This window comes from Dehalococcoidia bacterium, assembly GCA_030648205.1.
GTDB lineage: Bacteria > Chloroflexota > Dehalococcoidia > JAUSIH01 > JAUSIH01 > JAUSIH01.
In genome coordinates this window covers 1-14,462 of sequence record JAUSIH010000093.1, presented here as the reverse complement: position 1 = coordinate 14,462, position 14,462 = coordinate 1, and the positions used below count along the sequence as shown (strand labels likewise).

Sequence of the window (14,462 nt, the reverse complement as noted above, 5' to 3'; positions counted from 1 at the left end):
ACCTTTCGACAGGCTCAGGATGAGCGCTTATCGCTGTCATTTCGAGCCCTTCGCCGAAAGGACGAGGGATCTCTCCTTCAGGGGCGTCCCGCGGGCACTATTGTAGCGCACTCGCGGTCGCGGCAGAAGCAGGGCGGGGAAACCGCGGGTTCCCGCCCCTTCCCCGCTAGTGTTCCGTCCCTGAAATCTGTGTACAAAGTGTCATTGCTTCGTCGGCTGCGCCTTCTCGCAATGACACTGGTCGCGAACTTCGGGGACACCACGCTAGCCCTTTTTCTTGGCGGCGGGCTTCGGCCTGCGCGCCGGCTTCTCCTCTGCCCTGGGCTTCGGCTGCTCGGATGGTTTCGCCTCCAGCTTGTCCAGGCGGTCGCGCAGCTTCTTGTTCTCCTCCGCCATCTTATCGAAGTCGTCGCGCAGCTTCTTCACGTCGTCCGTGCGGTCCTTGCCCTCGCGGATCCGCGCGATGGCCTCCCGCCCGGCGCGCTTGACCCTGCCATCCAGGTCGCGCGTCACCTGCGCGTCCAGCGCGGGGATGGCCTTCACGTCCTTCAAGATGGCCAGCGCCTCAATCGTCGAGAGGCGCACGCGCAGCCAGGGGTCGTTCACCATGTCCACCAGGCGCTCCAGCACCTCTTTCTTGCCCTCGCCGAGCTTGCCCAGTGCGAGGACGGCGGGCGAGCGGGCCTGCTGCGGCTTGCCCTGCCGCGTCCACTCGGTCAGCAGCGGAATGGCCTTCTCCTCGCGCAGCTCGGCGAGGCCGTCGAGGGCGCCCGCGCGGATGACCTCCGCGTACGACTCCCTGGACAGCGCCTTCTCCAGCGCCTCATAGGCGCGCTTGTCCCGCGTCCTGCCCAGGGCGCGCGCCGCCTCCGCCTCCACGAAGTAGCTCTTGTCGCGCGCCGCGAATGGGAGCAGCGCGGACGCCGCCGCCTCGTCCTTGTATTCGCCCAGCGCGCCCACGACGCCGCGCCGCGCCCGGGGGCGCGACACCCGCGGCAGCGCCTCGATGAGCGCCTGCATGGCCGCCTCGCTCTTCATCTGGCCCAGCGCGCGGGCGGCCTCCGCCTGCACGCCCCAGAAGCCGTCCTTGACCACCGCCTCCTTGAGCGCCGCGATGACGTCCTGTCCACCCAGCTTGGCGAGCGCCTGCGCCGCGGCGATACGGCCCGTGACGTCGTCGTCGTTCTTGAGCTGGTGCAGCAGCATCTCCTTCGGCGGCGAGAAGTCCACCGTCTTCAGCACCCAGTTGCCGGGGTCGAAGCGCACCATGAGGGGCTTCTCCGGCAGGGGAAAGTAGAAGGTGTGCTCCTTCTGCTCAATCTGCACGCGCGTGACGCGCTCGCCCTGCGACGTGGCGAAGGAGATGTCCACGGGCATGCGGAAGAGCGACGTGAGGCTGTCCACCTCCTGGGTCTGGGAGACGGACAGGGAGGCGCTCTTCGTGGCGTCGTCCCAGGCATAGGCCACCTTGAAGTTGGGATGGCCGCCCTTGTAGACCCACTCGTCGAAGAACCAGCTCAGATTGCGCCCGGTCGTCTCCTCGATGCTGCGTTCCAGGTCTTTGGTCACGACCGTCTTGCCCCGGAACGTGCGGCAGTAGTGGCCCAGCGCCTTCCAGAACAGGTCGTCTCCCAGGACGTAGCGCAGCATGTGCAGCACGAGGGAGCCCTTCTCGTACAGGTGCCGGTCGAAGATGTCTATAGGCTCGGCGTACACGTTGGTGACGATGGGCCTGCGATAGCGGCTCGCGTCCTCCATCATGTAGCCCCGCGCGTTCATGAGCATCTGGTAGCGGAACTCGTCCTGGCCCCGGTGGTGCTCCTTGAACAGGGCGTCGAAGTAGGTGGCGAAGCCCTCGTTGAGCCAGGCGTGGGACCAGTCGTGGCAGGTGAGCAGATCGCCCCACCACTGGTGGGCCAGCTCGTGGGCGATGAGACCGTCCACGTCGTAGTCAATGGCCGCGCGCTTGTCGAACAGCGCGTTGTCCGTCAGGGTCGTGGCGCTGGTGTTCTCCATGCCGCCGAAGATGAAGTCCGCCACGACGATCTGGGCGTACTTGTCCCACGGGTACGGCACGCCGATCTTGGAGGCGAAAAACCGGACCATCTCCGGCGTCCGGCCAAAGGCGCGCTCCACGTCCTTCTCCCTGCCTCGTGGCACGTAGTAATCAAGCGGCACCCTGCCCGCCTTGCCCTTCACCTGGGCGTAGTCGCCCGCCACGAGCGTTATCAGGTAGTTGGCGTGGGGCTTGTCCTGGAGCCAGCGGTATGTCCGGGTTTTGCCTTTGGCGTTCCTGGTGGTCTTGACCAGGCGTCCGTTGGAGAGCGCGACGAATGGCTCCGGCACCGTGGCGATGACCTCGCTGGTGGCCTTCTGGTTCGGGAAGTCGAAGCAGGGATACCAGAAGCGGGAGTCCATGTCCTCGCCCTGGGTCCAGGCCTGGAGCGGCCTCTTGGGGTAGTGCTTGTCCGGCGCGTTGAAGTAGAGGCCGCGCCGGGGGCTGCCCTCGTACTGGACGGCAAGGACGAACTCCTCGCCCGCCTTGCAGGGCCGGCCTAGCTCCACGTGGAGCTTGTCCTGCCGCACATCGAACGCCAGCGGCTTGCCGCCCAGGCGCACCGCCTTGATGTCCAGGTCAATGCTGTCCAAGTCTAGCGCGGTGAGGCCGTCGTTGACGGCGGCCAGCGTGTGCGACGCGACGCCGGAGATGCGCTTGCGCTTGAAGTCCAAGGCGACCTCCAGCTTGATGTGCCGGACGTCGCACAGGCGGTCGGGCGCATAGTGCGGCTTGTCCACGCCGGGCATGGCGAAGGGCTTGCCGCGGGCGGCCCACTCCGTCGAGCGTCCGCAGCGGAAGCTGTCGTAGAGATTGGGCAGGTCGTCCCAGGGAAAGGGTCGCAGCAACATGCGGGCCTCCAGGGCGAAATTGATGTATTTCGAGGGTCTAGCTGTCCATCTTACCCTGCCGAGATACGGCCCGCAACCGCTTTCCGACCTCACCCCCACGGTCCCCCACACCAAATTTTGGAGAGGGGGAGGAAGAGAACGACGGGGGACACCCCCGTGCCCCCGGCTGGGAACCGAGGGTTCCCAGCACCTTTCGAGGGGCCGCGCGCCTGCACCATGCGTTGTGACAGAACACGCCTGCCTTCCGGATGGGGGACGTGGTCCGCTCTTGCTATAATGGCCGCGAGGGGGCATCGTCGCGCACGGGGCCACGCGCACGGGGCCACGCTCGCGGAGGCGTTCGCCAACGCGGCGCAGGGCCTGACGGCCACGATGACCGACCTGGACGCGGTGCGCGAGCGCGAGACGCGCGAGGTGCCGCGGAGGCGCCGGACCGCGAGGCGCTGCTCGTCGAATTCCTGAACGAACTGGTGTTCCTGTTCGACACGCAGGGGTTTCTCGTGCGCCGCGCGGAGGTGCTGGAGATGGACGGCGCGCACCTCCGCGCCCGCCACGATATCCGCGCCGCAGTGAAGGCGGCGACGTACCACATGCTGCTGGTGGAGGACGGCCCGCCCGCGCGCGTCCGCGTCATCTTCGACGTGTAGGCCGCCGCGCCAACGCTTCAGCGACGCAATGAGACGGGCCTGGTCATGATGACCAGGCCCGTCTCTACGTCAGGCGCTGTTTTTGCCTACTCGCCTAGTGTATCTGGACGTTGCCTCCCGTCAGCGATCCGTCGCCGTTCTGCGACGTGCCCCCTATCCAGATCTGGTACTTGTCGTTGCGGCCCGGCTCGCCGTTGTCCTCCACGTAGGCTACGAACGGCGCGCCGTCCTTGCCCACGCCTGCGAACCACGCCTTCTTCTTGTCCGGCGAGACGCCCAGCGCGGTCATCGTCGGCGCGTGGAAGTTCACTGTGTTGTTCTGGAACTCCAGTTCACCCTTCACGCCCGTGCCGTCCGCCTGGACGTTGAACCCGCCCCGGCCATTGTTGGCCGACCGCAGCGTGCCCGCCGTGACCTTGCCGCCCACCGTGTTCTGGACGGTCAGGGTCCCCTGCGCCGTCGAGGCGAGATAGTAGCCGTCCTCGGCGAAGGCCACCGCCACCGGGTACGTCCCCGGCATCAGCAGCGCCGGCGCCGTCGCCGTGGCCACGCCGCTCGCGTTCGTGGTCGCCGTGATGGTGTTGCCGTTCACCGTGAAGGTGATCGCGCGGCCGCCCAGCAGGGCCGTGCCCGCGTCCACCACGTCCGTCAGCTTCGCGGAGAGGGTCGCGCCGAAGCCAAAGGTGGACGTCGTGGCGCCGGTGTAGGCCACGCTGGTCCCGCGCTTCTTGATGGTGGCCAGCGCCGTGTCCGAGCCCGTGCCGCCGTCCTTGTCCTTGACGGTCAGCGTGGCGGTGTAGCCGCCTGGAGCGGCGTAGGTGTGCGTGACGCTGAATCCGGAGGCCGTGCCCGGGCCGTCGCCGAAGATCCACGTGGCGATGAGGCCCGCAGCCACGTCAATCGGGCTGACGTCCGCGCCGGCGCCGGTGAGCGTCACCAACAGGCCCCAGAACTGGGTGACGTCCGGTCCGGCGTTCGCCGTCGGGTTCACGTTGGTGACGGCGATGGCAAAGGTCGTCGTAGTCACGCCGCCGTTGCCGTCGTTGGCCGTGATGGTCACGTTGTAGTTAGAAGGGCCGTCTGGCGCGGGATTGCTCCAGCTCCATGTGCCGCTGTTGGTGCCCGTCTTGGTGACGGTGCCGACCGACGCTGTGATGGCGACGGTCTGAATAGCATCAGAGTCGTTGTAGGAGCCGGTGTTGGCTGCCGTTAAGCCTTCGTTGACGCTGACGGAAGCGCTGGCGGCGGACACCGTGGGCGGCGCGTTCGTGACCACATGCACATGGAACTGCGTGAAGGCAGCGGGACCGCTGCCCGCCGTGATAGTCACGTCGTAGTCGAACGGAGCGGCGTTGGACGGGTTGCTCCATGACCACGTACCGCTGTTGGTGCCGGTCTTGGTGACCGTGCCGACGGAAGCCGTGACGGGCACGTTGCCGCCGCCGTTGGCGTAGCTGTAGGTGCCGGTGTTGGTCGCCGGCGTCCCCTGGTTCGTCGTGACCGAGGCGTTATCGGCTGCGATGACCGGGAAGGTAACGTTTCCGGAGTTTGTCTCCAGGCGATACATGCCGCCGGCCAAACCGCCGCCATCGAAGATGATGAACGTAAGGGTGGAGGCCCCGGACAGGGTCACAGGGTACGTCCTCGGCTGCAGGTTAGCATTCTGGAAGCCCACCAGCGTCCCGTCGAGGTAGACCCAGGAGCAGTTATCCGCAAGCAGGTTGAGCACGAAACTGCCGTTGCCGCTGACTTGTGTCTGATATTTCGTCCAGCTCTGCCCGCTGGGGCCCTGGGAACCCAAATTGCTCCACGCGTTGATCCAGTCGGCTATGAACCCAGCGGTGGGTTGCCACGGGTGTGCGTTCGTTCCAAAGGAAAAGGCGTTATGCGGATTCACCCAGTTGGCGCCAAGGCCGACCGCTGGCATTGGCACACAAGCCTGGTTAGGCCAATCCGAGTATGCAGAGCTCGGGAAGATCGGATTCCAGGTTTGGACCTGAGCTCCACTGGTGTACACGACGGAGGTAACGGTCACGGCAAAGCTGGTAGTGGCGATCCCGCCGTTGCCGTCGTTGGCCGTAACAGTCACGTTGTAAGAGGTCGGGATCGTTGACGGATTGCTCCACGACCAAGTGCCGCTGTTGGTGCCCGTCTTGGTCACGGTGCCGACCGACGCTGTGATGGCGACGGTCTGACCGGCGTCCGTATCACTGTAGGTGCCCGAGTTGGTGGCTGGCATTCCTGCAGGAGTGGTGACGCTCGCGTTAGTGGCCGCGACGGTGGGTGGGGTATTGGCTGGTGCTGCGATGGCAAACAGGCCAACGATATCGCCGCTGCCAGGGGTGTTGCCGGAGCTCGCCGAGCCTCGGAAGCTGATGCCGTCGATGTCGGCGGCCGCCGCCGGGGTGAGACCCGGGAAGCTGGACAGCGGCAAAAGGTTGGTCCCCACGGCCAGCGAGAAATTCTGTACATAGGTCGCGCCCGCCCCGTCACGCAGCCGGATCTGAATGAAGGGGTTTTGGACTTGCACCATCTCGATGCGAATCTTATCGCCCAGGGTCAGGGAGAGATTCAGCGGAGTGCCCTTATTTTTGTTGGGGCTTAGGCTCCAAGGATAATCGATGGTTCCAATCTCGGTGCCGTACTGAAAGCTCCCCTCGGGAGCGGTGGCCCCGTACCACTCCGCGATCCCCGCTGTCGCATCGACTCTCATGCGCGCGCTCCCCCCGAGGGCGCAGCTGTGTCCATCGCGCAGCTGCAACTCGCGAGCGCCGCCGACTATGGTAGGACTCTGGTAATAGTTGAACGTTGAATTGCCGCAGGCCGACAGCGTCACAGTCCCGGACGCGAAGTCGTCGATGACCAGGTCCTGCGCGCTGGCGGGGACAACGCCCGCCATAAGCAGACCGATGACAAAGATGAGGGCCAGAGAGACAGAGAATGCCTTTATGGTCGCTCTTTTCACGGGTGACTCCTTTTCCATAACTAACGAACTGGGGTTGGCGCCTCGAGTTTCCGGCTATGACCAGCCCGCCATTGTGGCGGGCTGAAGCGTGGGAATAGTGCTGTTGCATTACCTAGTAGTACTTATGCACTATACAGGACTGGGGAATATTAATCAACCGTGCTGGCGTTGTCAAGTTAAATACTGCGTTCACAAGCGGCACATGGCGGCGCACGCGCTGGTAGAATAGGTCGAAGAGGTATCCGCACCGTTCTAACAAGGAGGCACGGCCTATGCCCACAGCCAGAGTTGACATGCTCAGCCCGGTGGCGCCGCCGCCGAAGGCGGACCGCCCGCTGGCGCCGCGGCTGACGTCCGTGGACGGCAAGACCGTCGGGTACCGCATTGACTGGTGGAACTTCGAGGACTTCGTGGAGCGCATCCAGGAGCTGCTGGAGCAGCACGCGAAGCCCGCCGGGTCGCGGACGCTGAACAGGGTCGCGGCCACGTACGGCGTCGGCGACATCTTCAAGACGCGCGACCACGCGGGGCGCATTGGCCGCGCCGGACGCGAGGCGCAGGTCCAGAAGGCGATCGACGACTTCGCCGGGCAGGTGGACTGGGCCATCGTGGGACTGGCGGGCTGAGGCTCCTGCACGTCGTGGTGTATCTACGACTCGGTTGAGCTTCAGAAGCGCGGCGTCCCCACGGTGTCCATTGTTGACGAGGTGTTCGTCTCGCTGGCGAAGTCCTACGCGGCGTCGCACGGCTACCCCGACCTGCCGATGGTCGTGGTGCCGCACCCGTTCGAGACGCGCACCCGCGAGGAGATCCGCGCCATAGCGGACAAGGCCTTTCCCCAGATTCTGGCGCAGGTCACGAAGAGCGCGAAACCGAAGCCCGCGGCGGGGTCACGATGATAAAAGACAGAACGCAGATAGACGACTCCCTGGAGGGGGCCTACGCGGCCTACGAGCACGCCTGCGAGCAGGGCTGGACAGACGGTCTGCCCATCGTCCCGCCGACGGAGACGCGGCTGGCCGCGATGCTCGCCGCGGTGGACATGAAGCCGGACCACGTGGTGGCGCGCGTGGCGCCGCGGAACGGCGACGCGACGGTGGAGCGCATTGCCGTCAACGCGGTGATGGCCGGGTGCAAGCCGGAGTACCTGCCCGTGCTCATCGCCGTCGTCGAGGCGATGACCGACCTGAAGTTCGAGCTGGCGGGCATCCAGACCACCACCAACCCGGTCTGCCTGCTCACCGTCGTGAACGGCCCCATCCGGAAGGCGCTGGACATCAACTGCGCGTACGGGTGCATGGGGCCGGGATGGCGCGCCAACGCCACCATCGGCCGGGCGGTGCGCCTCATCCAGCTCAACGTGGGCGGAGCTGTCCCGGGCGACGTGAGCAAGTCCACGCAGGGGCAGCCCGGGCGCTATACGTTCTGCTTCGGCGAGTGGGAGGAGCGCTCCCCGTGGCAGCCGTGGCACGTGGAGCGCGGCTTCCGCGCGGAGGAGAGCACGGTGACGCTGGTGGCGGCGACGGGCACGACGAATATGACGAACTCGCAGAGCAAGGACGCGGACGGCCTGCTGCGCACCTTCTCGCACTCCATGGAGGCGGTCGGCAGCATCAACATGTGGCCGTTCTTCGGCCTGGGCGAAATGCTGGTCGTGCTGAACCCGGACCACGCCGCCCTGCTGGCCCGCGAGGGCATGTCCAGGCGGGACGTGCAGAATGCGCTGCTGGAGCGGACGAGCCGGGTGCCGCTGGAGCACTGGCCCAAGGACTTCCACGCCGACTACATCCGCACCGGCAGGGCGAAAGACGGCTTCACGCCGCTGGCGAACAGGCCGGAGCAGTTCCAGATCATCGTCGCGGGCGGCGACTCGGGCCTGCACTCCGTGTTCGTGCCCACGTTCGGCGACTCGTACTTCGTGTCGCGGCCCATACGCGGGAAGAAGTAGAGGAGAGCGATGTCCTACACCAGCATCCTGATGGACGTCAGCGACGGCATCGGCACGGTCACGCTGAACGTGCCGGAGCGGCGCAATCCGCTGGGCGAACCGGTCACATCCGAGGTGGTCCACGCGCTGAACGCGCTCGCGGCGGACGCGGCGTGCCGGGTTGTCGTCGTCACGGGAGTGGGCAAGGCGTTCTGCGCGGGCGCCGACCTGAAGGGCTTGCAGCAGGTGAAGGCGCTGGACGACAGGGCGGCGTACAACCACGTCATCGCGGTGTACAAGACGATCATGCACCACCCGCGGCCCGTCATCGCCTCCGTGAACGGGGACGCCGTGGGCGCGGGAGTCGTGTCGTTCTCCGACATGGCGATTTCCTCCGACAAAGCGCGGTTCGGCTATCCGGAGATTCTGCGCGGCCTGACCGTAGGCGTGACCATGGTCAGCCTTCTCCGCACGGTGCCGCGCAAGCACGCCTTCGAGATGGCGCTGACGGGCAAGCTGATTGACGCGCAGGAGGCGTGGCGCCTGGGGCTGGTGAACCGCGTCGTGCCGCACGACGAGCTGCCGCGGGCCACCCGCGAGATGGCGCTGCACATCGCGAGCCTCAGCCCGGAGGCGCTGCGCCTGTGCAAGGAGACCATTCTGATGGTGCAGGACGTGGAGTTCAACAAGGCGCTGCTGGTGGCGCGGGACCAGCGCGTCCTCGCCCGCCTGACGGAGGACGCGGAGGAGGGCGTGCGGGCCTTCCTGGAGAAGCGCCCGCCCCAGTGGAAGGGGCGGTAGAGCTTTCGGCGGCTGAAGGGGGCGCGACAATGACTTCCGAGTGGCAGGGCAGGCTCCGCCAGATAGACGAGCACCGCTGGGAGATACCGCGCGACTACAAGCCCGGCATGCGCGTCCCCGGCGTCGTGTTCTCGGACGAGCGCATGATGCGCGACATCCGGCGGGACCAGTCGCTTGAGCAGGTGGCGAACGTAGCCACGCTGCCGGGAATCGTCATGGCGTCGCTGGCGATGCCGGACATCCACTGGGGCTACGGCTTCCCCATCGGCGGCGTGGCGGCGATGCGCGCCAGCGACGGCGTCATCTCGCCGGGCGGCGTCGGCTTCGACATCAATTGCGGCGTGCGGCTGCTGCGCACCGACCTGTCGGAGCAAGAAGTGCGGCCCGCGCTGGAGGAGCTGACGCTGGAGCTATTCCGCAACGTGCCCTCCGGCGTGGGGTCGTCGGGCAAGATACACCTGCGCGGCAACGAGAGCGACCAGGTGATGCGCCAGGGCGCACGCTGGGCGGTTGACCACGGCTACGGCGACGCCGACGACCTGCTGGCGACGGAGGGCGGCGGCTGCCTGCCGGGCGCGGACCCCTCGACGGTCGGCCCGAAGCCGAGGGAGCGCGGCGGCGGCCAGCTCGGCACGCTCGGCTCCGGCAACCACTTCCTCGAAGTGCAGGTGGTGGACGAGATATTCGACCCCGTGACGGCGGCGGCCTTCGGCATCCACGACGTCGGCCAGGTGACGGTGATGATTCACTGCGGGTCGCGCGGGTTCGGCCACCAGGTGTGCGAGGACTACCTGAAGGTGATGGACCAGGCGATGCGTCGGTACGGCATCAGCGTGCCGGACAGGCAGCTCGCGTGCGCGCCGCTGTCGTCGCCGGAGGGCCGCGACTACCTGGCGGCGATGGCGTGCGCGGGCAACTACGCGTGGGCGAACCGGCAGTGCATCGCCCACTTCGTGCGGGAGTCGTTCCAGAACGTGTTCAAGCGGAGCTGGCGCTCGATGGGCATCCGGCAGGTGTACGACGTGTGCCACAACATCGCGAAGATGGAGCGGCACGTCGTCGAGGGCAAAGAGACGGAGGTGTGCGTGCACCGCAAGGGCGCGACGCGGGCGTTCCCGCCAGGGCACCCGGACGTGCCGGAGCAGTACCGCGAGGTCGGCCAGCCCGTGATGATTCCCGGCGACATGGGGCGCTACTCGTTCCTGTGCGCGGGGGTGCCGGAGGCGATGGAGCGGAGCTTCGGCTCGACGTGCCACGGCGCGGGACGACGGCAGAGCCGCCATGCGGCCAAGAAGGCGATGCGCGGGGTGGACATCACGAAGGAGCTGGCGAAGCAGGGGATCGTGGTGAAGGCGGCGAGCTGGTCGGGCCTGGCGGAGGAGGTGTCCGAGGCGTACAAGGACGTGGCGGACGTGGTGGAGGTGGCACACGCGGCGGGGCTGAGCAAGCGCGTGTGCCGTCTGCGCCCGATGGGCGTGGTGAAGGGATAGGGGGTTTAACCTCACCCCTAGCCCCTCTCCGCATGCGGAGAGGGGGAGGGCCGGCTCTGGACGCGACGGCGCATGTTGGGGGTGAGGTTAGGGAGACGCAGCAGAGAGACGGCCTAGCGCTTGAACTGGCGGCGCAGGGCGACAGCGATGAGAGACACAAGCAAAATGTTGACGAGAATATTGATATAACGCAGCGGGTAGAGAAACCAAGAAAGGAGATCGTTCGGCGGACTATACGGTAATCCAGCAGTGATGGCCAGAAACCACGCATGTACATAATCTCGCCAAAACCCGTCCTGCAAGATTGCTGACGGTTGCAGAATCGTTCTATGATACGGAGGATCCGCGATGTCTCCCATACCAAAACCACCCCATAGATAAAGCGGTGCAAATAGCAGGCTGGCCAACAAGATATACAACGTAAAGGGGCGCGAAATACTTTCCCCATACAAAGCAACAAATCTATAGACGGGCAAAAACACACGGGATAATAACCGATAAAGACTGGGGTCATGTTGACGCATGTCCATCTGTGCTATATAGAAATCTCCGGCCTCGATCTCCTGTTTGCTTTGCTCCATGTTGATACGTAGCTGGCGGTAGAGTTCTCCAGCGACTTGATAACGGTTTTGCAAAGACTCTGTATTGTATGTATCGTCTTCATACTTTGAATGAATTCTCGGGTCATCGTAAATCAGTTTCGCTGACCTATGCACGCCTAACCAATTCCACGGATGCTCTATCACCTTCGGCCAAGTTACGTCCACAAAATGCACGCCTAACAGATTTGTGCCATAGAAAGACGTCTTACTTAGATCGACACTTTCGAAAAACACTTCATGCGGTTTCTCGAAGACGGTGCTTTCGAAACGGACTGTTCCCTTGCTTTCAGCACCCGGAAATACGGCGCGTTTAAACCTCACGCTTTCTCGGAATACTGTAGTTATAAACCAGCTACTTGCGGCATTGGAGAATTCGAGGAAAAAGTAGGCGGGGCCTTCAAATCTCGTACTAGAGAAACCCACTCCGTTCGCAAATTTGACCCCATTGAACCAAGCTTCGCCGAGAAAGCAGGCGTCAACAAAAATGACATGCTTGCCAAAAGCTTCAAATCCGAGACAATTGAACCTAGGGGGAAATACGACGCCTCTGATCCAGATGTCCTTCTCTTTCTTGTTCTTCTCAGCCTTGCTTATAGAAGACCTGAGTGTTTCTGTGAATAACTCCACATCCTTGTTTGCGTCAGGATAGTGCAAAATGCAGAACCCTGAATAGCTGTCAATTGCCTGCTCTTCGCATATGGTCGGAGACCACATGTGGTATTTGCAAATAGCCATACACGCCAATCCTCAAAGGGATTTCGTATGGAGTATACCATTGAAAGAATCTCCTTTGTATAGACCCCTCCCCCTTGACTCGCCCCCGCCTTCTGTGCCATAACACTCTCACCACGCCCGTCCTTCGGGGGAGGGACGCGCAGGCGGTCCTCCGCAAGGCGGAGCGGCGCATGGACACACCAGCTACACGGGGAGGTGCAGCATGGCGCGAGCTGTTTCCAGCGCGGAGGTCACGCCCCGTCCTTCCACGGAAGAAGCACGGCGGGCAATCGGGTCACGGTCACGGACTTCTTCGGCAATCTCCAGGACCCGCACGGGTAGAGGGCGGGCGGCCTCACCCCCTGACCCCCTCTCCTGGCAGGAGAGGGGGAAGAGATAGGACGGATGCGGGAGGACACCTCCCGCGCCCTCCGGCAGTCCTTCCGCGGAAGGACTGCACCCTTGCCCGTCGAAAGCGAGGGCCGCGCATAAGGCAGGCTCCGCAAGCCCGGCGGGGCTGCGCCCATGCACCCTCTGTCATTCCGAGTCCTTCCGAGGAAGGGCGAGGAATCTCCCACATGGGGCCTCCCGAGGGAGACCCCTCGCTTCACTCGGGGTGACAGGGGAGCGCCTGTCGTTCCCTGCACCCTTGCCCGTCGAAAGCGAGGGCCCGCGCTCGGCAGGCTTGTCCCGAACCGTCCGCTTTCGGCGGGGCGCACGCGCGCCGTGAACGGGGACGGACGACTGGCGGCTACCTGTCCAGCCAGAGCTCGGCGGGCTCGCCCCAGAAGCGCCACGCGGTGAAGTCCGGGCCTTTCACCCACGGCTGTCGGGGGATGAAGGCCTCCCGCGTGAAGAGCCACGTGGCGGGGTACAGGCTCCAGAGCTTTTCCTGGGCTTGGAGGATGAGCTGCCTCCGCTTCGTCACGTCCAGTTCCTGCCGCTGCGTGTCCAGGAGTTTGTCCAGCGCGTCGTCGCTCAGCTTCTGGAAGTTGCGGCCCGCGCCCGTGTGGTGGCGCGTGTAGAGCTGCGCGTCCACTTCCGGCGGCGTGGTGTAGCCGCGGGAGCGGAACAGGAAATCGCCCTTGGGGTCGTTCGCCAGGTACTGAGCGCCGTCCTCCACCTTGATGGTGATGTTAATCCAAATCTTTCTGAGCTGGGACTTGGCCACCTCCATGGGGGTGATGTTGAGCCACGGCACGAAGGTCGTCCCCTCGGCCTGAATCTCCAGCAGCTTGTCCGGCCCATAGCCCAGCTCCTTCATGAGCCGCTGCGCCTCCGCGATGTCCGGGTCCTTGGGCTGGCGGTAGCCCTCCCGCTTCAACAGGTCCTGCTCGGACCAGGTCCAGCCGGGGAATAGCTTCCACGACAGCGGGCCGCTGATGTGGCCTCCCGCGCCCAGGATGACCTTGAGCGTCTCCTGGCGGTCCATCGCCAGGAAGATCGCCTTGCGCAGGCGGATGTCGTCGAAGGGCTTGCGCTGCAGATTGGGGACGAGGCCGACGATGAAGGCGTCCGGCGTGGACGACCACGTAATGACCTTGTTTGTCCTCTCGATGTCGTTCTTCAGGTCGGCGGTCAGGAAGTCGGCGAGGCCGCCGACGAGCATGTCGCCGCGCCCGGTGCGGAGGGCGGCCGCCATCGTCACCTGGTCGGACAGGAACGAGACGCGGATGGCGTCTATGTACGGCATTCCCTGCCGATAGTAGTCGGGGTTCCGCACGAGCGTGGCCTGCGCGGACGGATTGTAGTCCTTGACCATGAACGCGCCCACGCCGCGGGCGTTGTTCATATCCTTGTAGGCCTCCTCGCCCAGCTTCTCCTCCACCTCCTTCGCGTACATGGGCTGCGTCGTGGACGTGTTGCCGCGCAGGTAGGCAAGCATGGGGGCGAACGGGTATTTGAGGTCCAGCTTGACCATGTACTTGTCCGTCGCGGTGATGGAACTCACGGCCAGCAGGTTGTCCCTCCACAGGTACGTGGCCCCCGGACGCCGTATGCGGTCGAGGTTCCACACCACGTCGTCGGCGGTGAACTCGCGGCCGTTGACGGGCGGCTGGTTCACGAACCGCACGCCCTTGCGCACGTGCAGCACCAGGGTCCTGTCGTTGGGGTACTCCCACGACTCGACGAGCTGCGGGACGGGGCGCCCGTCCTTGCCATCGAAGTTGACGAGCGTCTCGCTGAGGAAGTCCCACAGGCCGACGATGGGCGGCGAGCGATGGGCGTCCCAGTGCGTCGCGTCCTGGAACTTGAGGACGCTGAGCGTGCCGCCGCGCCTGGGCGCAGCCCCCGCGGGGGCGGGCGTGAGCGCGGGCGCGCGGGCCGCGGGCGTGGGAGTCGGCGGCTGGGCAGGCGCGGGCGCCGCCGTCGGGGCCGCAGGCGCGGGACGGGGCGCCGCGACGGTAG

At 65.2% G+C, this 14,462-nt stretch carries 10 protein-coding genes; 6 read left to right on the top strand and 4 right to left on the bottom strand.

What is annotated here, in order from left to right:
• Nucleotides 1-264: 264 nt before the first annotated feature.
• Nucleotides 265-2,907: a M1 family aminopeptidase gene (locus tag Q7T26_10455; protein MDO8532562.1), complete on the bottom strand. Its 2,643-nt coding sequence runs from the start codon at nucleotides 2,905-2,907 to the stop codon at nucleotides 265-267.
• Nucleotides 2,908-3,164: 257 nt separating this feature from the next.
• On the opposite strand from Q7T26_10455, the gene Q7T26_10450 reads away from it, so the two are divergent.
• On the top strand, nucleotides 3,165-3,554 hold the full coding sequence (locus Q7T26_10450; GenBank protein ID MDO8532561.1) for an archease: 390 nt from the start codon (nucleotides 3,165-3,167) through the stop codon (nucleotides 3,552-3,554).
• A 94-nt stretch (nucleotides 3,555-3,648) separates the two neighbouring features.
• On the opposite strand, the gene Q7T26_10445 is transcribed toward Q7T26_10450, so the two are convergent.
• Entirely contained in the window at nucleotides 3,649-6,519 is a 2,871-nt protein-coding gene (locus tag Q7T26_10445) for a PKD domain-containing protein (GenBank protein ID MDO8532560.1), read from the bottom strand.
• Nucleotides 6,520-6,791: 272 nt separating this feature from the next.
• Between Q7T26_10445 and Q7T26_10440 the strand changes: the two genes are divergently transcribed.
• The 5 genes from Q7T26_10440 to Q7T26_10420 all read left to right on the top strand — a co-directional run bounded on the left by Q7T26_10440 (nucleotide 6,792) and on the right by Q7T26_10420 (nucleotide 10,737).
• Nucleotides 6,792-7,145: a hypothetical protein gene (locus Q7T26_10440; GenBank protein ID MDO8532559.1), complete on the top strand. Its 354-nt coding sequence runs from the start codon at nucleotides 6,792-6,794 to the stop codon at nucleotides 7,143-7,145.
• Nucleotides 7,146-7,208: 63 nt separating this feature from the next.
• Nucleotides 7,209-7,418, top strand: a complete 210-nt coding sequence (locus tag Q7T26_10435; protein ID MDO8532558.1) for a hypothetical protein — start codon at nucleotides 7,209-7,211, stop codon at nucleotides 7,416-7,418.
• On the top strand, nucleotides 7,415-8,467 hold the full coding sequence (locus Q7T26_10430; GenBank protein MDO8532557.1) for a hypothetical protein: 1,053 nt from the start codon (nucleotides 7,415-7,417) through the stop codon (nucleotides 8,465-8,467). Before Q7T26_10435 ends, Q7T26_10430 begins: the two co-directional genes overlap by 4 nt.
• A gap of 9 nt (nucleotides 8,468-8,476) precedes the next feature.
• Nucleotides 8,477-9,247, top strand: a complete 771-nt coding sequence (locus tag Q7T26_10425; GenBank protein ID MDO8532556.1) for an enoyl-CoA hydratase-related protein — start codon at nucleotides 8,477-8,479, stop codon at nucleotides 9,245-9,247.
• A gap of 29 nt (nucleotides 9,248-9,276) precedes the next feature.
• Nucleotides 9,277-10,737, top strand: a complete 1,461-nt coding sequence (locus Q7T26_10420) for an RtcB family protein (protein MDO8532555.1) — start codon at nucleotides 9,277-9,279, stop codon at nucleotides 10,735-10,737.
• Between the two features lie 113 nt (nucleotides 10,738-10,850).
• Here Q7T26_10420 and Q7T26_10415 read toward each other — a convergent pair whose 3' ends face one another.
• Complete coding sequence (locus tag Q7T26_10415; GenBank protein ID MDO8532554.1) at nucleotides 10,851-12,074, bottom strand: hypothetical protein; 1,224 nt, start codon at nucleotides 12,072-12,074, stop codon at nucleotides 10,851-10,853.
• A gap of 730 nt (nucleotides 12,075-12,804) precedes the next feature.
• A partial coding sequence (locus tag Q7T26_10410) for an ABC transporter substrate-binding protein (protein MDO8532553.1) occupies nucleotides 12,805-14,462 on the bottom strand: 1,658 nt, incomplete at its 5' end.